The organism is Streptococcus oralis (assembly GCF_003943825.1).
Taxonomy (GTDB): domain Bacteria; phylum Bacillota; class Bacilli; order Lactobacillales; family Streptococcaceae; genus Streptococcus; species Streptococcus oralis_CD.
Genome location: NZ_RJNJ01000001.1, coordinates 277,335 through 297,147, shown reverse-complemented (window position 1 = coordinate 297,147; position 19,813 = coordinate 277,335). Strand labels below are relative to the sequence as shown.

Below are 19,813 nucleotides of genomic sequence, written 5' to 3'. Positions count from 1 at the left end.
GTTAAACACTTGATTCTATTAGTTTAGGAAATTTTCATGTCCCTCACTCAACGTACGACCAAACTGATCTTAGCGACCTGTCTCGCTTGTTTTCTCGCTTATTTTTTAGATTTATCATCAGCAGTTTCAGCTGGAATCATCGCTCTCTTAAGCCTCTCCGACACGCGCAGAAGCACGCTGAAATTAGCACGTAACCGCCTCTTTTCCATGCTCCTAGCGCTCGCTATCGGTGTTCTAGCCTTTCAGCTGACGGGCTTTCACATCTGGAGTCTGGGCCTCTACCTGGCTCTTTATGTCCCTCTCGCTTACAAAATGGGCTGGGAAATCGGTATCACCCCTAGCAGTGTCTTGGTCAGTCATCTCTTGGTACAGGAGTCTACTTCTCCAGAGCTCTTGCTTAATGAAGTACTCCTCTTTCTCATCGGGACAAGCTTTGCCCTATTGGTCAACCTTTATATGCCGTCTCGTGAGAAAGCTATCCAAAGCTACCACCTTCAGGTCGAAGAAAAGTTAAAAGACATCCTGCTTCGCTTTAAATACTATCTGTCAAGAGGAGATGGACGCAATCAAGCCCAACTCGTTGACCAATTAGACAACCTCCTCGATGAGGCCCTCAAACTGGTCTACCTGGATCACTCGGACCACCTCTTTCACCAGACGGACTACCACATCCACTACTTTGAGATGAGACAGCGACAAAGTCGTATCCTGCGAAATATGGCCCAGCAGATCAATACCTGTCATCTGGCCGCAAGTGAGAGTTTGATCTTGGCCCAGCTCTTTTCTAAGATTGCTGCCCAGCTAAGCCAGACCAATCCTGCTCATGACCTACTTGATGACATCGAACGCTATCTGCAAGTCTTCCGCAATCGGAGTCTCCCGAAAACACGTGAGGAGTTTGAAACCCGTGCCACTCTCCTGCAACTACTACGTGAAGCCGAAACCTTTATCCAGGTTAAGGTCGATTTTTACCAGAAATATGGAAACTAGAACGCAAAGAACCTCAGAGAATTCCTCTGAGGTTCTTTTGTTTTGCATTTGGAAGGAAAGTTCTTCCTCTCGTACTGTTTTCAAAAAAGAAATAGCAACTCCTAGTCATCCATCACGCCACCTGTCAGCTGGTACATAAGGTAAATGTGCTCCAAGGCTTTTACCTTATCCATATGTTCCACATCTTTTACGCCTCCCAAGGCTAGCAAAGGAACAAAACCGAAACATTGGTTATAAGACAAGGTACCATGTTTTAACACAGCCTGTCTATATAAATCTAGTTCAAATTTTTTTGTAATATATTCGTTATCTAAAAATCGAATAAATAAATCCATACCCTTACAAATAATATCCAAATCTTGAATATTATATTGGGCAATTCCCACGTAGGCGTTCTCTTCCCAAGTAATAATATCTCCAAATGCTGTCACGAACATAGGAAAAGCGACATCTCCTCTGAAATAACTATCTTGGAGAAGTTCAAGATAGTCATCTGGATTGATGACTTTTAGATATCCATCAAGAAAAGTTCCTAGACCATCTTCCTGCCAAATTTGAAGCAACTCAGCTGGAACTTGATCCTTGTATTTTTCAATCACTTCTTGGGGCATATCTTCCACTTTTATAAAGTTTTCTAACATTTTTTCCTCCAATTTGATTCTATCATTGTTTCACTACAATCCTAGTATACCATAAAGAATGCTTTCCACGTTTTTCTAGCTAAAAACCACCCTTGGGGTGGTTAAGTCACAATCAGTTTTCTTCCTGAATTCGTCAGTTATCAAGAAAGAAACTACCTATAAAAGTATATCTTGAGGACCAATCTCAGACAATACGCCGTTGGTAAATTTTATCCCTAGTCCGTTATCCTTGTCCCAATCACAATCACATAAAAAACCAACTTCTTCAACAGTTTCATCAAAAGTTAAAGGAAACATTATTTGTTTGGGTTTCAACAGAGAAAAAATTTCTTCTTCATTTCCAATTTTATCTAAAAAGTATTGTTTTTCATTGCTATCGGTATAACCAGAAACAATCTCTGAGATTTCGTTATGATAGTAAGATACAACAGCAGCATTCGCTTCCTTTATCATTTCCTCTTGATGTTCTTGAAAAAAGATATAGGCTCTTTCTTGATTTACTTCAAATTCTCCATCTTCATCTGCATCAATAATCATTTCTAAAACATACTGCTCACCAAAAATAGTGACGGTAAGTTCTCGAGTCCAACCATAATTAAAAGTTAGTTTACCAAAAATGTGATGATTCAATTCCATTATTTACAACTGCCTCTCTAGAAAACTAATAATTTTTAACTGCTGCTTTGTTTAGAAAACCAATTCCCTCACGTTCTCTCTTCCTTCAACTGTCCACTTTTAACCAGCTTTTTATAGTATCGTTTGCTATACCATTCTTGGTCTGATATCTTTAAATATGCCTTATACTCTTCTGGATATTTGTGGATATAGTAGGCTTGAAAGATATGGACATTGATCATAAAGGCGATAAAATGAGCTCCAATGACAAACCAAACCGGCAAAAACAATCCTAAAATGTAGAAATACCACTGAAGGGGGACTTGATACAGCAGATGATAGACCAGCGACACCGGAAAGAGAATTACCGCGATTCCAGCGAGAATTCTGACTAGCTGCTTGAGGATTGACTTTTCCTCTTGATCATTTAGTCTGCACTTGAGATTCTGGATACTATTGAGAATAATCCAGAAAAAGAGGGCTATACCTATCCCAAGCTCAAGCCAGAAGCCCAGCCATGTATAAGCATCATAGGCCACTGCACTGGCAAAGTACAGTCCTGATATGAAAGCGCAAATGGACATGGCAAAGTAGAAGGGAAAGTAGGTCCAAAGCTGGCTGGTCAAACGTTTTTTGGGCCAAAAAACAAGCACCATTCCTAGATAGGATATCACATATACCGTCAGATTAAAGGGCTTTAGAAAGCTACTCATGTTATGAATCAGCAGTCCTGCTTCCAGAGAAATGATATGAACATCGCTATCTACACTGATAAACTCTGGTATCCCGATTAATACGCCATAGATCAGAATCCCTGAAAAGCAAAATCCAAGAATAATCACTGTAAAGAGGCGGTTGATGATACCCATATGAATGGGGTTGGGCATCCCTGCGGTCAGGGCAAAATCCCCCTGGGTCACAATGCGCTTACTTCTTTCAAAGTCGGCACCGAAAATACGGATGTCTTTCATTTTTTATCTCCAAATTTCATCTGGCAAAACGCCGTATATCCTTGAGAATCTTCCATTTGAGGAGGTCATCACATAGCAACTATCGCAACAGCCACTCCTTGCTTCGTTAAAGATACAGCACTCACTTTCTGGGATTTGACTGTTCCCTAACACCTAGTTACACGTTTCGTTCTCCGGTTCTTTCTTGAACAAGATTTTCCCTTGACTGTATAGCTTCATAATCTTCACAAAACGAACGGGATTGTTTTGGTTATAAAACAGAAAAAGCGCAAAGAACATACAAAAGATAGATAACAAAGGCAAGTATGATGTAACGAGTGATTCGATAGATCGTAGCAGATGCCTCAGCTGGATCAAAGTGTTCGTCCCTCACCATCAAATTATGTGACACTGCGTAGTAAAACACCTTCTCCGTTGTTGGCTGAGCCTTGCGCACATTTTTATAAAGTCCTCGCTCAAGAATAGCGGTAAACAATAGAAACTCAGCCAGCCACAATAGTAAAACATAGCTCAAACTGGTCCAGTTATAGACACCAATATCCAAAGCTGAAAGGAGGCCATAGAGACCAGGTCCACCTGCCATCAGAAAAATAACCATTTCAGGAATGTAAGCATTGGTCTTATAAGCACCTTCCGTATTGAGTAAAACACTCTTTGGAGCAGCCAAGGCCTCCCCAGTCTTTTGGTCATAGTAAACCGCCTGACCATCACATTCACCGATAAAAACCCGACGACGTCTCAGAAAAACATACTTTACCTCTTTCTATCTCACTCTTTCAAAAACGGATCTTAGTCCTTCTGTACTTCCTTGATGACAAATTCTTCATCTGTCCCCATACTCACTTCCAGATAGACATCTGGATTGTCGTCTGCTCGACAGATGAGGCTCAGTTTTCTGGCATAAAAGCGATCCAGAATATCAAATATTCTGGGTAAATTGTTTTGGTTATAAAGAACAAATGTCAAGCCTAATAAAAGTCCTGTTAGGACAATCTTGACAATCTCTCCTCCGATGGGAGTGCCCAACCTCTCTTGGTAATTCCAAATAAAATTATAGGCGTAGAAAAATCCAACTAAGGGAACCAGAGAAAGCAATGCTCTTATCCAGCGTGTAGCGTTGCGACTATCTTTTTCACTCATCTCTGCCTCAGCTTCCTTTGTTTCCTCTGACTTTTCCATAAGCGCCAGACAAATAGTTTGAGTAGTCACCTGAGCCCTGTTGACATTTCGATACAAGGCGCGTTCAACAAGGATGGTGATGAAAGCAAACTGCCCTAACCAAATGAGAAGAACACTCCAGAAGGTAGACATGGTATAGGTTCCTTGTATAAACAAGCGGAAGAAGGAAATCAACCCACTACCACTTGATAACAAGAGAACTACCAATAGGGGGATATGGCGATTCATCCTACTAGACTTTTCTGTATCCAAGAGCTTGCTCTTTGGTGCCTCCAAAAGTTCGTGGGTTTTGCGATCATAATAAATCGCCTTGTCATAGTATTGGTTAAAAAATATCCGACGTCTTCCTAAAAACATCTCTTTCTCTTTCTAGTTTCTTTCAGGAAAAGGCGCACATTTCTGACCTTTCCCTTTTGACTTGTATGAAATCAGTCTCTTATCCCATAGATAAACTGTCCTACTAGTATACCATAAACCCTATGGACTAGCGTTTGGAAAACAATAAAAGACCACCTCAAGGGTGGCTGTTTATACAAGAAACTAGTTCTCGTTATATTCTTGCTGGAAGGCTTCCATAGCTTTGAACTGTTCTAGTTCTTTTTCATTAGCCGGCTGCTTGCCAAGGTATTTGTATTCAAAAAAATCCATTTGTTGGCCTGAGGTAAAACCACTCTCGAACCAAGGTGCGTAGTCAAATGTAGCAGTCAATTTTGTACCAATAATCTTTATAACACATGTTGTCCATAAAGCCTGCTCTTCATTTTTAAAGATTTCCCTCAATTCCCAAGCTAATTTGAAGGTGCGTCTTTCATTTTCTCTAAATTCTGAATTAGGCAACTTATACTTCTTGGGAATAAAAAGATTATAAATATAGTCACTTTTTCCTTCTTCGTTGAAGAAATAGTAGACTTCTCCACCATCAAAAGTCAGGGTAATATTAATAAAAAGATTTTCCCAAGCTACAGGTATAGTCTTATGGACACTCTGAGCAATTTCCATCACTTTCTCATTAATCTGTTTTTCCATATGTTCCTCCGGTTTGGTTTATACATTTCAGGACAAGCATGGGACCTAGACTTCCTAATCCGCCTTGAGTTTTTCTTTACAGTAATCAACGATATATTCATTAATCCATTTACCCTTATTTTGGAATTTTCCGTGTTTACGCTTTGCGATCAAGCCTTCAGCCTTTTGGAGTGCCTCTGCATACTGCTCTTGGTGGATCATTAATAGCATTCCTATTAAATCATAACCTACAAGACTAGGGCCGTTCTTGACCGTATAGGCATAGAAGTCTTCAAAAGTTGGGAAGCTATTTATAAGTTTTACAACTTCTTCATGCACTTCTGAGAGCACCTCAAAAACCTTGGATTCGACTTTTTCTAAATCAAGACCCTCCATTGTCCAGTCTTCTTTGACCATCCTATATGGTAATGATAAACTATCGACTGTAAAAGCTCCAACTGCTCGAAGACTCATGGGCTCCTGCGAATTACTCGCCATATCAAAAACTTCCCAAAAGATATCATCAAAAATATATGGTTTGATATAAGGGTCAATTGTCAAACGAAACTCATTATCTGGAAAATTAATATTAATCCTATACGAGACCAGATAGTCTCCTACTTTGTTGAAATAGGCCCAATCTCGAGACTTTAATTGTACTTTTTTTGCTGCATTGCGCTGAACTTTTTTCAATTCTTTTTTTAGTTGTTTATCTATTTTTGAAAATTTCACCATTGAATTACCTCACTAATCTGGTCTTATTCCTCTTATCCAAGCAAACTATTTGCCATTATGTTCCTGCTGAAAGGCTTCCATTGCCTTGAACTGTTCTAGTTCTTTTTCGTTTCTTGGTTCAAATCCTAGAGATTGATATCTGAAAAAGTTCATACGAGCAGTTGGTCCAAAATTACTTTTCAACCATGGAGCATAGTCATAGTCGACTGAAAGCTTGTTGTTATCATCTAAATGGATGATACAAATATACCAATCTGCCAAGTCATTTTCAATAAACACTCTTTTCAGATTTTCTGATTTTTTAAATAAAACCTTGTTTTCGCTTAGAACATCCATCATCGATAGACCAAAATCTTCTGGCATTTCCAGATGGTAATGATAGTGATTTTTATACTTAAAATAGAAATAGGCTTCACCACTATAGGTCTTATCCATCTCGATTACAATATACAAATCATCCCACTCAACTGGAATCATATCGTTGACTTGATGCACGATTTCGATAATTTTTTCATTCATCTGGTTTTCCATTTTATCCTCCGATTTAGATGTATTTTCCCCGTCTCTAGTATCCTTTATCTGTGAATGGTACCGCGTTCTTACTGATAGGTCACCAACATAAAAACGAGGAGCAATACAAACAAGGCTAGGCTAATCAAGAGGGTCACCATTTTTACCAAGCGGTTGTTCTGCCAGTAGCCTGGTTTTCCGATATTGCTAGTCGCATCCATGAAAAAGAGTTGGCTTTGGCGAGGTTGGATGAGAACCAGGACAATCAAGGCGACGGCTAGGACTATCCCTACAATCATTAAAACTTCCATCATTTTCACCTCAAGATTCCTAATAATGTAAAGATCAGGGTAAGAAGGATAAGCAAGCCGAGTAAAATGGAGAAGGTTTTACTGATCTTTTCTCCTCGGGTAGGCTTTTCTTTCTTAAGCGCTCCTTGCTTTAACTCTTCCATGCGTCCTTCGACATCCTTGTAAAATAAATCTTTTTTAGTCATGGCCTTCCCCTATTATCCTTTCCATCCTCTCTCGGTAAGTAGCCAAGTCCACATAGTTGGCATGACGACCTTGATGCCCAAGGGCTTGCCCCATCTTGTCAAGACTGCTGAGAGCTTCTTGAATCTTCGCAATCATGTCTCCAACAGCCTGCACATCAAAGAGGTGTTCTGGAGCTGTGTAAGGTCTGTTATGAGCTGTCTGATCAAAGGCTAGGATAAGCATATTGTGCTCGAAGGCTTGACGGACAGCATCCAAAAGCTCGTTTCCGTAATTGATATCTAGATAGAGATCCGACAGCTGGTAGAGTTCTCGAATCTTTTGCGGACTGGCGTTTTGATAGAGAACGACATTGGGATAGGAAAGCAAGGTCAGCAACTTGGACGACATTTCAGTCACTGCCGCGATTCGGAAGGTCACCATTGGCAAGGACTCAATCAGAGTTTCGATATGCTGGATCTGATCTGAGTTGGTAACGATCAAGGCATCTGGTCGAACGAAATTTTCTCTCTTAAATTGATAATGATAACCTAGATGGAAAAACTTGTCATGATAGGCTGGATTGGTCAAGGCCAAGGCTAGTTCATAGGTAGCCTTATCTGGTATGAGGATCTGCTTGGCTCTCAGCTCCTCTTGCTCCAAGAGCAGCTGCATATTTCCAGGAAGACAATCATCTAGCGGTTCTTGCCAGACTAAAGTGTCCCGTCCACTCTTGTCTGGATAATGGTATGAGACCAAGAAAGAGGTTGCGAGAGTGTTAAAGAGAAGGTGGCGAGTGTCGATTCCTAAGTCTTGCAAAAAGAAAATCGTGAATTCTACTCGATTTTTAAAATGGCGCAGGGCTTGTCCGGGCAAGGTTAGGAGGATATCGCCTGTCACATGGTTTTCTAGTACAATTTCCTGTCCCTTTGCATCCTGGTACTTGGTCAGGATAGCCTGTCCATCTGCACTATAGGTGGTCTTGGCAAAGCAGGCTCCGTATCGGTTATAGTGGTCTGCTTGGTAGATGCGACCAGATAGGTCCTTCCAGTCGACTTGCTTGACCAGACGGGCCTGAGGAGCCTCCACATAGTGAATCACGCCCCTCTCCCGAGAATCCTCTAGGATATGCGCAAACTGGTTATTACCCGCAATCTCCCAAAATTCAGGTACAGCTACTTGGTTGAAATAAAGAGCTTTTCCCGACTCGTAACCTAGATAGTAGGTAAAGGGAGAAAGAATCCCATCTGGGAGAAAGCCATCTGGCTCGATCACAACCGTGACATGGGACAGACCAGCAACTTCTAAACTTTCATGTAAATCTCGACTTTCCTGGCCATATCGATCAAATAGTTGAATCATGCAGGACCTCCTCTATCGTTTTCTTCCACTTGTCCCTTACTTTGTCTGTTAAAAATCCTCTAGCTAGGTCATAAGATGCTGTTCGCATATCTGGCAAATGATTTTCCTGATAGAGCTGGCAGATCTTTTCCGCAAAGGATCTTTTAATCGCCGTTTCAACATGGTCATCCGAACTTGGGATCAAGTAGCCATTTTGACCATCCTTGATAAAGGTCTGGTTTCCATAAGGCACATCAAAGCCAATCAGGGGCAAGCCTGAACCAACTGCCTCCATCAAGGTCAGACCAAAGCCTTCGCTGGTTGAGGCTGTCAGATAGACCTCATACTGGGGATAGATCTGAGCTAGATCTGCATGCCCTTTGAGCTGGATATAGTTCTCCGCTTGGTGAGCCGTGATGATTTCCCTTAAAAGGGATTCCTCACCCCCACTGCCATAAATGTCAAAGGTGAGCTCAGGGAGGACTTGATGCGCTTGGATAACCGCCTTGACGAGCCAGTCGATGTGTTTTTCCTTGGCCAGACGCGAAGCGGTAATGAGAGAAAAGGGCTTGCGTTCCCTAGCAGGCTCCGTCAGCTGATCAATGCTCCCAACTGGAATCGTGACGATTCGTGGACGATGCTGACTGTACTGGGCAAATTGACCTTCGAGAACTTCCTTCTGCCGATCCGTGGATACGATAAAGCAATCGACCTTGTCCGCATTTGTAAACTGATACTCATAGTAGTTATTCCAGAGGAGATAGTCTTCGTTACTAGCATTTTCACTATAGTGCTCTGCGTGAACGACAACTGCTAGATGGGCCTTTTGTGCTTCTTCAAAAACAGCCTGACCAATCCCTGTTTCCCTGTCCAAGATGACCAAATCAGACTTGCTCAAGTTCAAACGTTGCATAAAATAGCGCATAAGGGTTGGCTTTCCATACAGAATCCGGTCCTTAAATCGATAGACCTCTTCCTGTCCCTCAGTCAACAAGATATCGTAAGCAGTGCTGCCATCTTCATTGAAAAAGCTTCGTTGATAGAGCCTAGCCACTTGGTCTTTGGGCGCGAAATATTCTGTACAGTAGCGCGTGTAGGAAAAATAATCCTTGCGAACCAAGTTCCCCCCAAACACATACTCTGCATGCTGCACCAGATTCTTAGCCGAGTCTACCAAGTAGCAGGTCACAAACTTGTCCTCATCTGAAAAGTAGACACGTAAGACCTTGCCGTCCTGCTCCCTATGACTCTCAAGGCCACCGAAAGAAGCCAAGACCTCGTCAACTGTAACACTGGTCGGTGCTAGCCTGATATCTGTAAAATGATTGTAAAGCCAGATTACCTGATTATCCGCAAAGCCGATATTGGCCGTTAAATGCTGGATATTGTCTGCCAAAATCAAGTCGGTAAAGATAAACTTAGATGCTAGGTCTAAACTTCTAAAAATCCCTGCTCGGTAGGCCTGGGCATATTCGACACCACTGCTCGCCCAACCGATTCCTAGATTTATGTTGTAAATTGTCATATGATCCTCTTTTTATGGAAAATGGGTGAGAATCTCACCTTTGGGCGTTACTTCCACAATCCCCATGAGAAGATTGCGTACCATATCTGTACGGATTTGTTGCTTCATGGTTTCAAAGCCTGCATAGGCCTCCTGATAGTACTCCACGATAGGGTTCTTTTGAGAAGCAGACTGGCTCCCGATTGCTAGACTGAGCTGTTGGAGGTAGTCGACTTGCTCAACCCAGTTGTCATCAATAGCCTTGAGCATGGATATTCTCAGAAAAGAATCATAAAGCTGGTGAGGTTGGAGGACTTCCTTTTTAGCTGCGATTTCCTTGGCTATTATTTTCTCTAGTAACTCCCGAATCTGATCTGCATCAGCTAAATCCAGATCATCTGGTAATTCTCTCATCCCAAAGCTAATATTGGTCACGATAAAGTGAAAGAGTTCTTGGGGGCTGCTATAGGCTTTTTCTGAGATTTGTTTGGTATAGTCTACCAGTATGTCCTCAAGGATATGCCCTAAATCACGGCTCCCATCTAGCAAACGATCTCTTTCTTTGTAGACCATCTGACGCTGGATATTGACGCTTTCCGCATACTCTAAGGTTTGTCTGCGTGCAGAGCGACTGGCACTATCACTAGCCTCTTGGGCTTTTCTGACGAGATTGCGGTACTTGCGAGCCTTAAGTAGGATGGGTTTGCTGATATCTTCCACTTGGTAGTCTTGATACAGGTCGTGAACCCAAGACGGCCCGAACTTTTTGATCACATCATCTTCAAGCGACACGAAAAATTGAGACATGCCTGGATCACCCTGGCGGCCAGAACGACCTCTGATTTGCAGGTCAATCCGTCGGCTCTCCATCCGCTCGGTACCAATCACAATCAAACCGCCCAAGTCTGCAACACCTGGACCGAGTTTGATATCTGTCCCGCGACCTGCCATAGAAGTCGCAACGGTCACTGCCCCCATCTGTCCAGACTCTGCGATGATCTGGGCTTCACGCGCCGCATGATTGGCATTGAGGACATTGTGGGAAATCCCCTCTCGCAAGAGCAAGGACGAGTAAAGCTGGGACATTTCAACAGATCCGACAAAGATCAGGAGCGGATTGCCTTTGGCGTGGTAAGTCTTGATAGCTTCGAGAGAAGCATAGACTTTCTCAGGGAGGGTCACATAGAGATTGTCCGGATGGTCAATCCGCCTAAGTGGGCGATTGGTTGGGATGCGAATGACAGCCATATTGTAGGTTTCGAAAAACTCTTTTTCTGCCACCTTTCCCGTTCCTGTCATACCTGAGATTTTGCGAAACATCTTAAAGAGACTCTGGTAGGTGATTGAAGCCATGGCTCTGGTTTCAGGAGAAAGCTTCACATGTTCCTTGGCTTCGATGGCTTGGTGGAGACCGCCTTGAAGCTTGGTCATTTCCATCAAACGCCCTGTTCCCTTGTCTAACAAGACCATTTCTTCCCCTCGAACCAGGTAGTCCTTGTCTCTGGTAAAGAGCGTATGGGCTCTAAGAGCATAGACCAGATGCCGAACATAACTGGCGTACTCTTCCTTGTAGAGATGATCAATTCCTAGGAATCCTTCAACCGTATGGGCCCCCTTTCGGGTCAACCAAACTTGGTCTTTTTCTTCCTTGTAGATGTAGTCTTCTCCCTGGACCAAGGTCGTCACTAGGGTATCAATCATCCCATAATAGTTAGACTGGACGCGGGGAGAGCCTGCGATAATCAAGGGAGTTTGGGCACTATCGAGTAGAATATCATCAATCTCATCAATGATGACATAGTTAAAGGGAGGCAGGAATTTCCCCTCACGAGTGGAGGCAAGATTGTCGTTGAGATAGTCAAAGCCCAGGACACTATTGGTCGTGTAGACGATATCTGAGGTGTAGATCTTTCTTTTCTCTTCGGCAGTCAAGTCCTCTTTTGGATCCTCTGAAAAGGGCAGACCGACAGTTAGACCTAAAAATTGGTAGACTGGACCCATTTCACTTGCGTCCCGTCTAGCCAGATAGTCATTAGTCGTGACCAGCATGCTGCCTTTTCCTGTTAGGGCATTGAGGTAGAGGGGCATGGTGGCAGTCAAGGTCTTGCCTTCACCCGTATTCATCTCAGCCACATTTCCTTGGTGGATCACAATGGCTCCCATGACTTGCACATCATAGGGAAAGAGACCCAAGACCCGTTTATCGGCCTCACGGACAAGGGCATAGGCTTCTACCAATAGCTCATCCACGGTTTCTCCCTGGGCAAGACGCTGGCGAAACTCCTCTGTCTTTGCAGCTATTTCTTCATCACTGAGAGCTGCCATCTCTTTTTTGAGGGCGTTAATTTGGCTTAAAAGCTTCTTGACCTTTCTCAGTTGTCTTTCCTGATACAAATGATTAAACACCAGCATCCTCCTCAATAGAAAACGAAACAAAGTCAAGAGCCTCAAAACCTGCACTAATCAAGGAAAGACGGTAGGTGTAGGCCGCTTCAGGATAGGTGAAGCTAAAAGAAAATTGCCTTTCAATCTTCTCCTCAATGATTTCCTCATAACGGTTTAAAAAAGTCAGTTTGAGATAGAGGCCATTGGTCGGTTGAACCTGCATCTTCATAGATAGACGGTAGGTATGATTTTTCTTAAGAAGAGGGAGGTTGGGCTGACTTCTAGTAGCCTGGTAGTTGACACTAGAAAACCAGGTTTTAAGGGTTTCACCTGAAGCCAGCAAAGGATTTTTCAGGGTAACATGACCGTCTGCATGATAGGTGATCTGGCTCCCGTAAAGATAAGTGGCTCCCATCTCACCCCACCTAATATCCTCTCTCTTGATGATAATCATGTCTCACCTCTTCCGTATTCTTCTAGTATCATCTTATAAAAATGAATAAACCAGGCAACGTTTGTTCCTGTGTCATCATTGTGTCGACCTGCTGTCCCTTTAGACAAGATCTTGGCTCCTGTCTGGCAAAGAGTTTCCACTAGCTGGTCATAGGCACCACTATCCATATCCTCGTCCTTCATGTAAGAAAGGCCGAAGGTCGTCTGGGAAAAATCAGCTTGTTTAAATCGAGTCCAAAAACGTTGATCCAAGTCCTTCATGTCTTTCTGGCTCACTCCTCCTGTCTGAAGGTGCAAAACATCAAAGCTAGTTGGAAAGACTCCTGGCGCCTCTAGCCGTCCCCGCTGTGCGATGGTTCCTAGATTTGTCAAGGGTTTTCCGACTACGATACCCTTGGGCTCAAAGTGAGAGCCATAATAGAGGGCGGGGAAGGTTCCCATTGACAGGCCAGATAGGATCAAGTCACTTCTATCCAAGCCTAGATAGTCTAAATAGTACTGGATGGTTGCTTGAATTTTATCTTCTAATTCCTCAGTTCCCAGGTAAAAGGCTCCTCCTTCTAATCGAGGATCCGAAAAGAGGAGAAAGGGGCATTGGAGATTCTTCATCATCCAGTAACCCTCAAAACCTTCCGCCGGACGATAACCTGAGAAATAGACCGCTAGAGGAGGCTTGAAATCTCTCGGGTGAAAGAAATAGTTGATTTCCTCACGTTTTTCATCATGCAGGATATTTCCACCGAGTATAAACTTTCCAAACTGTTTCCGGCTCCAGCGTTGATGGAGATTGCCGATGTTGACCTTTCCCTGACCACGCGCTTCAAGAGAAATGCTCAGATAAGCGTCATAGTCTTGCTCCACAATGATTGCTGAGGCAAAGTCTGCTTCCTCGAGGAGAATGTCCTGTCTAATCTCTGAAATGGATCCTGCTGGGATCTTTCGCAAACGCAAACGCAATTCCACTGGTCCAGTTTTTTCATATTCGAGCCAGAGTTCGATTGGCGAATGGGCTTGGACGGTCTGATTGTAGGCCCAAGAGGCTATCTGGGTATAGGTCTTCCCAAAGTCTCCTTCTAATTTCAGATGCTCAAACCCTTGATAGGAGACAGAGCCTTGAAAACTCGGGTGAATCCTTATCGTAGCTGGATTCAGCTTGTCTCCATAACCACCTTCAAAGAGGGAGGTGGAGAGGTCCCGAACAAAGCTCTGTCGGTCAGACAGGTCCATCGCTTGCATGCAGTGCTGTTTGATGAGGTTCTGAATGTTTTTATCCTGACTTGCAAACTGCTCCGGATAGAAAACCGTATAGGGTTCCAAGCTAGACGCAAAAGACAACAAATCTACTAGGTAGGCCCCATCCGTGAGAATGACAGCATGAAAGTGATCTAGGTCATTCTCATCCATGATTTTCTGGATGTCAGACGATGTGTTGGGAGAAACATGATACCAGTCTAGTTGGGCTGGTAGGACAAGTGTATCTCGCCAATCCTCTGGACCGATTTGCAAGATCTTATACTTCTTTTCCATGAGTCACCTCCTCCAACCACTTCTCTAGTTTGATCAGGAATTGCTCGCCAGTGTGTTCCTTTATCTTTTCAATGGAATGGATCAGCGCATCATTCCACACCTGCAGGCTATCGAGATAGTAATGGGCCGCTTGAGCAAAATCGGCAGTGTTTTCCAACAGGTAGCCATTCTTCTGATGGCTGACATACTCAGTTTTGACCCTATTGATTTGAGGGATACCAGCACTAATCCCCGCTATCTGGGTATAAAGAAGAGGTTGACTGTTCAAATCGACAATCAAACGAACAAATTCCAGCTGCTTGATTAACTCTGATTCATCCTGCATATTGACAAACGAATAGCGCTTGCTCTGATGGCGATTGTCCTCAAGCGGATTTTCAGCTCCTTGGTAATCAACTTCCTTCTCCAGTTCCTGGTCTTGAGACTGCTCTGCAACCATTTCAGAAACACGTGTTTCCAGCTGTTTCATTTCTTCTTGACTAGCAGCAAAGGCTCCAAAGACCAACTCCGTATCCTTGTTTTCAGAAAGGAAATGCAAGACCTGATAGAGCGCTTGGTCCTCTATCCCCTGCTCAAAGTCCAGTTGATAGTAGAGGATTGACTCCTTCCGAGTCTGACTCTTTCCTAGCTCCAAGCGGGTATCAAAAGGTGATAAATGACGAAACTTCGTTGCTTGATTTGGAAAGGCAGACTGAGCCAAGTGCAAGGTGTCCTCTCTGTCGACCAGAACAAGGTCCACCTTAGGCAACAAATTCGCCAACTGAGGTAGTTTCTCTTGGGGATTTCGTCCGATAAAAAGGCTGAGAACCTTAGTGGTTTGGTGAGGCAATCGTTCTAAAAGGAAAGCATTGTGCTGATCACAAGCAGGCAGAAAATAGGTCGTTCCTTCCTCGGGAAGGTGAGCTATTTTCTTGTCAAAAAACTCAGCAATCAATTCTCCCATATCTCGGTAAGCCTCTTTTTGGAAACGAAAAGCAAAGATAGGATTGACCTCGATACGGCCATCATCTTGCAAGTACTCTCTAAACTGCCACAGTCCCTTGGGATTGAGGTAGTCTTGGTAGAGAGCCTGTCCCTCTTCGTAGTAAATCACACTGGAAACCAGTCCCCGATCATCCATCAGGTAGTTGGCAGACAAGAGCCCATCTTCCTTGAAATACTGAATCGTACTGATAAAACCTTCTATCCCATGCTCTACCTGAGCATAGGGCTTGCCATCCTTCAGCACCAGAATGGTAAAGGGACTGTAAACAAACTCGCAGTCCTCTTCCCACTCAATATCTCTTAGTTGCAAGACCTGTGGTCGAATCTCATGAAAATCCTGCAATTCATCAAATAAGGAATAAACCGGTGCTTCTAAAATACCTTGGCGATGGAGAAAATAGCGCAGATGAGGCTGATAGGACAAAAGGAGGACATGGGCAGGAATCCCTTGGCGTTGCATCAAGCGAATCTGATTGAAGGTGTCATCAAATTCTAGCTTAAAATGAGAAAAATACCAAGGTGTCAAATCAGCATGCCAGGGACGTTCCTTGCCATACCAGGCTGGGATAAAGTAATACATCAAAACCTCCTAGAATAGTGGCCGATACCTTTCATTTAGTCGGAGCGCTTGCAATTCGTCGTGAATTGTAAATAGCATACCACTCAAAATTAAAAAGAGTCCAGGAATCATGCTGACTTTTAACAGACTCTCATCCTTCAAGACAAACAAGATTGGAAGTCCAGCCAAGGTAACGTTAAAGACTGCACCTATCAGAGCAAATCGTAGAACCAAACGGTTGATAAAGCGACTGGTATCCTCACCCGGATAGACCCCATAGATGTAATCTCCTGATTCCTTCATCCGATCTGCGATTTGTTGACCACTCACATTAACAAAGGCAAAGGCAATGCTAAAGACAAAGAGGATAAGGATATAAGCATAGATCCACAAGGGTTTCCCCATCGCATACTGCTCCAGTAGGGCAGGGTAGAGCGGATTGCCCTTATCCAGATGTTGAAGCAAGAGCAAGAGATAGGAAGGCAAGCCCATGAGACTCATCACATACATATAAGGCATGCCACCCGCAGGATTGAGCATGATTTCCAGATAGGAATAGCGTTTAAAGCGAGAATGGAGCCCGATTTTATTGATAGGGATGCGGTATCTAGCTCGGTAAAAGAGAACAACTAGATAGGTAAAGAGGACGCCAAGTATCAGCAACAGGAAAAGCAACCAAGGGGAGATCTTATGAACTTGGACCGATTGGATGATGTCCTGAGGGAGTGAAGCAACCATACTCGCCAATAAAATGACGATTGGGCCTCCAACTCCGATTGACGCATTGATATCCGACAGCCAAACTAAGAAGAAGGTCCCCGCAACCAAAAGGCTGGTATTGAGGAGAAAGACCAAGAAGGGATTGTAGGGAGCTTGGACAGGAAGATTTGTAGTCAAGGCCAAGGCCTGAATCAAGGCAATCCCTAACGTCAAGTACATTTTCCGTCTATCCTGAACTTCCGAAGAAACTGAGTTTAAGCCCAGTTTCTTTGAAAAGGAAAACATCTGCCACAAGATCATAGCTGACATCCAAGGTGAAAGCCCGATGGAAAAGAGAGAGAAGCTGCGAAGATTTCCACCAGTCAGAGCTACTGAAAAGTCCAAATAGGCTACGCCTCCTCCGAGAAAATCCCGACTATTGAGGTTAACAAAAGGAAGAGCCAGACGACTCCCGAGCACATAAATAAAGAGCAAAAACAGGGTGCGCATCCCTTTTTTTACCGCTATCAATGAACGAAATTCTTTCACTAGCTCCTCCTTTTCATTTTATCTTTCTGTCCTGTCACACGGGAACAATCTTGTCCTTCCATCTTAGAATTTTCAAATCTCTATCTCAGTTTTCGTGAGTTTTTTCGTCCAGATAAGCTGTCAGAGCCGCTACCATTTCTTCTGGTCTTTCTGCTGAGAAAATACCTGCATAGGCACTTTCAGGCAGTTCCCGCGACTGGGTATTGTCAAAAGTCAAGATCGGTTTCTCAAAGCGTGAAACATAGTCATAAACAATACTCAACTTGTCATCGTGGTTAATATCGAGGTAGACATCTGTCTGCTGGATCAGTTTCTCGACCAAGAGGGGGAAGGTGTTGGGATAGAGGGTCACATTTTCAAAACGTGACAAGAGCATGAGTTCAGGTGCCATCGTCGTATAGGCTGCGATGTAGAAATGCACCTCTGGCAAGGCTTGAACCAGATAGTCGATTTTCTCAAGATGCCAAGAATTGGTCAAATTAACACAAGTCATAACTGGCTGATAGACTGTGACTGGATAGTCAATTCCGGCCTGACGCCATTTTTCAGTAATAGCAGACCACTCCATCAGATGATAGTGCCACCAAACCTCACGCAAACGCCCAACCGAATGAGTATTCCACGGTTTGTCCTGAGATAGGAAATGCAAGATAGCTGGCAGGGGCTCTAGGGGAATCTGGAAGATAAACTCATGTCCATGCGATGCAGCCCCACTGTCAAAACCAATCTGGAAATTATAGTTCTGATCCAGAGGAGCATAGCTGTCATGAAAGAGCATATTGAGGATGGACTGGTCTCCCTCACTCACATGTTGGTGTTCCCGCTCCGTCAACTCAACTAGCTCTTGTCTCACAGCTTCTGCTCGCCATTTTTTGTTATTAATCAAGAGTACACCTGCATTAAAGCCAACCCCAACTCCAAAACAAGATGGTGTGGCAGCCAGGTAGTTTTCACCTAAGTCCATTTCAAAGAGGGGCGTCAGGTCAGCCGTCACTACCAAATCACTGTCCAAGTAAAGTACCTTATCCTCTTCGACAAAATCAGGGATAAAATAACGGGCAAAGGTCATGTGGTTGATATGGGGCAATTTGTTACTCCAGTTCATCTGAAACTGGGCGCCAAGCATCTTGACATCCACCAACTCACCGCCCATTTGCTCTACTATCGGTCTGAGAGCACGGAACCACTCCTGGGGAATATCCTGGTTAAAGATATAGACCTTGACATGGCTATTATGGTAGCAGAGAGACTTAAGTGCTGTTTCAATCTGACGAATATAGGCATAATCTCCTGCGAGAACAATTGTTTTTTTCATTTAGTTTCCTTCAGTTCACAACGACTGCTTCTGTGACTCCAAAAGCGTGCGGATAGACTCGATCATTTGATCTACGGCTGCTGGTGAGTAAACATGACTGTAACCACTCAAGTCATGACTAGTGGTCTCAAAAGCAAATATAGGGATTTCTCTTTTCTGCACCTCTTGGATAATGTTTGCAATTTCATCCTCATGATTGATATCCAAGTAAAAGTCAATCTTTTCCAAGACTTTTTTGACATTCATTGGATTAAAGTAAGGATAGAGGCGTACATTCAGATGCGATTGCAAGTTCATGATTTCCGGCGCAAAATTGGTATGAGCTAGGATAGAGAACTCAACATCTGGCAGTTCTTGGATCAGGTGTTCGATTTGCTCTATGTGACACGTATTGGTAAAAATAGCGGTCGCATACTGAGGAGCTTGAACTAAAGATGCCAATCCTTTATGGAAATCACATTTTTTCATGACGATATCAGACCACTCTAGTCCGTAGTAAAACCACCAGTCCTCCCTGAAACGATTGAGGTTGATTTGGTACCAAGGCTTGTCCCCTGTATAATGGATAATCTTGGCTGTCTTCTCAGTAGCAAGAGAATCCCTATACCAAGAATCCATCTGGTAATTTCGAGCCACTGTATCCATACCAACCATAAAATTATAGGTAGCTGGCAAAGGTTTCCAACGACCTTTAAACAGGTGATTTAACACACCCTGATCACCAAAAACTTGGTCATGCAGTTGGTCTGTCAAACTCAACAAGTGCTCCGTCACCTTTTCTTGGCGCCAGAGAGCCACATTAATCAGCAAGACACCTGCATTAAAAGTGCTAGGAACTAGAGCATCTGCGACAGCAGCTACTGGCCAGTCTGCCATATCTTCTAAAAAGAGTTGATCTAGGTTTGATCTAACGATAATATCCGAATCCAGGTACAAGGCTAGGTCTTCGCTAACAAACTGAGGAATAAAATAACGAAAGAAAGTTGCATAACTTAGGTGGGCTAGTGGTAAACGATACTCTTTCAAACCTTGATGACTAATCTTGACATTGACGATTTTTGAGGCTAGAGGCTCTAGACGTCTCTCCATGAGCTGAAACCATTCTGATGGCAAATCATCATTGAAAACATAAAAAGTCACTGCTCGGTTATGGGCGCAGATTGACTTGATTGTTGTTTCAATCTTGTCCATATATGCATTATCACCACCGAGCACAATGGCTTTTTGAAGCTCTTTTTTCATTTCGTCCCCTTTTCTTTTCACATTCGTTTGGCTACTTTTCTACTACTATAGTTCTGATTTTTTCGATGATTATCTCACCTTCCTATTATACCTTTTCCCCTAGTTTATTTCAAACTCAAAAGAGGATTTTCCCCTT

Annotated in this window: 19 protein-coding genes and 1 pseudogene; 1 reads left to right on the top strand and 19 read right to left on the bottom strand. The window is 43.3% G+C overall.

The window, feature by feature from the left end; translation table 11 throughout:
- The first annotated feature begins 36 nt into the window (after window positions 1-36).
- Window positions 37-990, top strand: a complete 954-nt coding sequence (locus D8863_RS01365) for an aromatic acid exporter family protein (protein ID WP_125440863.1) — start codon at window positions 37-39, stop codon at window positions 988-990.
- Window positions 991-1,091: 101 nt separating this feature from the next.
- Here the strand turns inward: D8863_RS01365 and D8863_RS01360 are convergent, their stop codons facing one another.
- From D8863_RS01360 to D8863_RS01270, 19 genes and pseudogenes are all read right to left on the bottom strand, one after another.
- Entirely contained in the window at window positions 1,092-1,631 is a 540-nt protein-coding gene (locus tag D8863_RS01360; RefSeq protein ID WP_125440862.1) for a T6SS immunity protein Tdi1 domain-containing protein, read from the bottom strand.
- 156 nt (window positions 1,632-1,787) lie between these two features.
- Window positions 1,788-2,267 carry a DUF6985 domain-containing protein gene (locus D8863_RS01355; protein ID WP_125440861.1) on the bottom strand — a complete coding sequence of 160 codons (480 nt, stop codon included), beginning with the start codon at window positions 2,265-2,267 and terminating at the stop codon, window positions 1,788-1,790.
- A gap of 68 nt (window positions 2,268-2,335) precedes the next feature.
- Complete coding sequence (locus D8863_RS01350; protein ID WP_125440860.1) at window positions 2,336-3,217, bottom strand: beta-carotene 15,15'-monooxygenase; 882 nt, start codon at window positions 3,215-3,217, stop codon at window positions 2,336-2,338.
- Between the two features lie 153 nt (window positions 3,218-3,370).
- Window positions 3,371-3,959 (bottom strand): annotated as a pseudogene (locus D8863_RS01345) (hypothetical protein).
- A gap of 47 nt (window positions 3,960-4,006) precedes the next feature.
- The gene (locus D8863_RS01340) at window positions 4,007-4,753 is read right to left on the bottom strand and encodes a hypothetical protein (RefSeq protein WP_185761429.1); all 747 of its coding nucleotides are present in this window, start codon (window positions 4,751-4,753) and stop codon (window positions 4,007-4,009) included.
- 183 nt (window positions 4,754-4,936) lie between these two features.
- Window positions 4,937-5,422 carry an immunity protein YezG family protein gene (locus tag D8863_RS01335; RefSeq protein WP_125440859.1) on the bottom strand — a complete coding sequence of 162 codons (486 nt, stop codon included), beginning with the start codon at window positions 5,420-5,422 and terminating at the stop codon, window positions 4,937-4,939.
- Between the two features lie 54 nt (window positions 5,423-5,476).
- Window positions 5,477-6,136, bottom strand: coding sequence for a hypothetical protein (locus tag D8863_RS01330; protein ID WP_125440858.1), 660 nt, complete (start codon window positions 6,134-6,136; stop codon window positions 5,477-5,479).
- Between the two features lie 45 nt (window positions 6,137-6,181).
- Window positions 6,182-6,667 (bottom strand): immunity protein YezG family protein, encoded by a 486-nt coding sequence (locus D8863_RS01325; RefSeq protein ID WP_125440857.1) that lies wholly within the window; start codon window positions 6,665-6,667, stop codon window positions 6,182-6,184.
- Window positions 6,668-6,735: 68 nt separating this feature from the next.
- Window positions 6,736-6,957: an accessory Sec system protein Asp5 gene (asp5, locus tag D8863_RS01320; RefSeq protein WP_438827521.1), complete on the bottom strand. Its 222-nt coding sequence runs from the start codon at window positions 6,955-6,957 to the stop codon at window positions 6,736-6,738.
- A gap of 5 nt (window positions 6,958-6,962) precedes the next feature.
- On the bottom strand, window positions 6,963-7,142 hold the full coding sequence (gene asp4 / locus D8863_RS01315; RefSeq protein WP_000161925.1) for an accessory Sec system protein Asp4: 180 nt from the start codon (window positions 7,140-7,142) through the stop codon (window positions 6,963-6,965).
- Complete coding sequence (gtfB, locus tag D8863_RS01310) at window positions 7,135-8,481, bottom strand: accessory Sec system glycosylation chaperone GtfB (protein WP_125440855.1); 1,347 nt, start codon at window positions 8,479-8,481, stop codon at window positions 7,135-7,137. Before gtfB ends, asp4 begins: the two co-directional genes overlap by 8 nt.
- Complete coding sequence (gene gtfA, locus D8863_RS01305) at window positions 8,465-9,985, bottom strand: accessory Sec system glycosyltransferase GtfA (RefSeq protein WP_125440854.1); 1,521 nt, start codon at window positions 9,983-9,985, stop codon at window positions 8,465-8,467. Before gtfA ends, gtfB begins: the two co-directional genes overlap by 17 nt.
- A gap of 12 nt (window positions 9,986-9,997) precedes the next feature.
- A complete protein-coding gene (gene secA2 / locus D8863_RS01300) occupies window positions 9,998-12,376 on the bottom strand; it encodes an accessory Sec system translocase SecA2 (RefSeq protein WP_438827520.1) in 2,379 nt (792 codons plus the stop codon).
- The gene (gene asp3 / locus D8863_RS01295) at window positions 12,363-12,803 is read right to left on the bottom strand and encodes an accessory Sec system protein Asp3 (protein WP_125440852.1); all 441 of its coding nucleotides are present in this window, start codon (window positions 12,801-12,803) and stop codon (window positions 12,363-12,365) included. Before asp3 ends, secA2 begins: the two co-directional genes overlap by 14 nt.
- Window positions 12,800-14,329, bottom strand: a complete 1,530-nt coding sequence (gene asp2, locus D8863_RS01290) for an accessory Sec system protein Asp2 (RefSeq protein WP_125440851.1) — start codon at window positions 14,327-14,329, stop codon at window positions 12,800-12,802. Before asp2 ends, asp3 begins: the two co-directional genes overlap by 4 nt.
- A complete protein-coding gene (asp1, locus tag D8863_RS01285) occupies window positions 14,313-15,893 on the bottom strand; it encodes an accessory Sec system protein Asp1 (RefSeq protein ID WP_125440850.1) in 1,581 nt (526 codons plus the stop codon). The genes asp2 and asp1 overlap by 17 nt, the downstream gene beginning before the upstream one ends.
- A gap of 9 nt (window positions 15,894-15,902) precedes the next feature.
- A complete protein-coding gene (gene secY2, locus D8863_RS01280; RefSeq protein ID WP_125440849.1) occupies window positions 15,903-17,120 on the bottom strand; it encodes an accessory Sec system protein translocase subunit SecY2 in 1,218 nt (405 codons plus the stop codon).
- A gap of 85 nt (window positions 17,121-17,205) precedes the next feature.
- Window positions 17,206-18,435 (bottom strand): glycosyltransferase, encoded by a 1,230-nt coding sequence (locus D8863_RS01275; RefSeq protein ID WP_125440848.1) that lies wholly within the window; start codon window positions 18,433-18,435, stop codon window positions 17,206-17,208.
- A 15-nt stretch (window positions 18,436-18,450) separates the two neighbouring features.
- Window positions 18,451-19,677: a glycosyltransferase gene (locus tag D8863_RS01270; protein ID WP_125440847.1), complete on the bottom strand. Its 1,227-nt coding sequence runs from the start codon at window positions 19,675-19,677 to the stop codon at window positions 18,451-18,453.
- Window positions 19,678-19,813 lie beyond the last annotated feature (136 nt).

Excerpts from the sequence above, each read along its gene's own strand:
- D8863_RS01325 (WP_125440857.1), bottom strand. The coding sequence starts at position 6,667 with ATGGAAAACCAGATGAATGAAAAAATTATCGAAATCGTGCATCAAGTC.
- gtfA (WP_125440854.1), bottom strand. The coding sequence starts at position 9,985 with ATGACAATTTACAACATAAATCTAGGAATCGGTTGGGCGAGCAGTGGT.
- asp4 (WP_000161925.1), bottom strand. The coding sequence starts at position 7,142 with ATGACTAAAAAAGATTTATTTTACAAGGATGTCGAAGGACGCATGGAA.
- D8863_RS01355 (WP_125440861.1), bottom strand. The coding sequence starts at position 2,267 with ATGGAATTGAATCATCACATTTTTGGTAAACTAACTTTTAATTATGGT.
- D8863_RS01360 (WP_125440862.1), bottom strand. The coding sequence starts at position 1,631 with ATGTTAGAAAACTTTATAAAAGTGGAAGATATGCCCCAAGAAGTGATT.
- D8863_RS01275 (WP_125440848.1), bottom strand. The coding sequence starts at position 18,435 with ATGAAAAAAACAATTGTTCTCGCAGGAGATTATGCCTATATTCGTCAG.
- asp3 (WP_125440852.1), bottom strand. The coding sequence starts at position 12,803 with ATGATTATCATCAAGAGAGAGGATATTAGGTGGGGTGAGATGGGAGCC.
- D8863_RS01335 (WP_125440859.1), bottom strand. The coding sequence starts at position 5,422 with ATGGAAAAACAGATTAATGAGAAAGTGATGGAAATTGCTCAGAGTGTC.
- secA2 (WP_438827520.1), bottom strand. The coding sequence starts at position 12,376 with ATGCTGGTGTTTAATCATTTGTATCAGGAAAGACAACTGAGAAAGGTC.
- asp1 (WP_125440850.1), bottom strand. The coding sequence starts at position 15,893 with ATGTATTACTTTATCCCAGCCTGGTATGGCAAGGAACGTCCCTGGCAT.
- asp2 (WP_125440851.1), bottom strand. The coding sequence starts at position 14,329 with ATGGAAAAGAAGTATAAGATCTTGCAAATCGGTCCAGAGGATTGGCGA.
- asp5 (WP_438827521.1), bottom strand. The coding sequence starts at position 6,957 with ATGGAAGTTTTAATGATTGTAGGGATAGTCCTAGCCGTCGCCTTGATT.
- D8863_RS01340 (WP_185761429.1), bottom strand. The coding sequence starts at position 4,753 with ATGTTTTTAGGAAGACGTCGGATATTTTTTAACCAATACTATGACAAG.
- D8863_RS01270 (WP_125440847.1), bottom strand. The coding sequence starts at position 19,677 with ATGAAAAAAGAGCTTCAAAAAGCCATTGTGCTCGGTGGTGATAATGCA.
- D8863_RS01350 (WP_125440860.1), bottom strand. The coding sequence starts at position 3,217 with ATGAAAGACATCCGTATTTTCGGTGCCGACTTTGAAAGAAGTAAGCGC.
- gtfB (WP_125440855.1), bottom strand. The coding sequence starts at position 8,481 with ATGATTCAACTATTTGATCGATATGGCCAGGAAAGTCGAGATTTACAT.
- D8863_RS01330 (WP_125440858.1), bottom strand. The coding sequence starts at position 6,136 with ATGGTGAAATTTTCAAAAATAGATAAACAACTAAAAAAAGAATTGAAA.
- D8863_RS01365 (WP_125440863.1), top strand. The coding sequence starts at position 37 with ATGTCCCTCACTCAACGTACGACCAAACTGATCTTAGCGACCTGTCTC.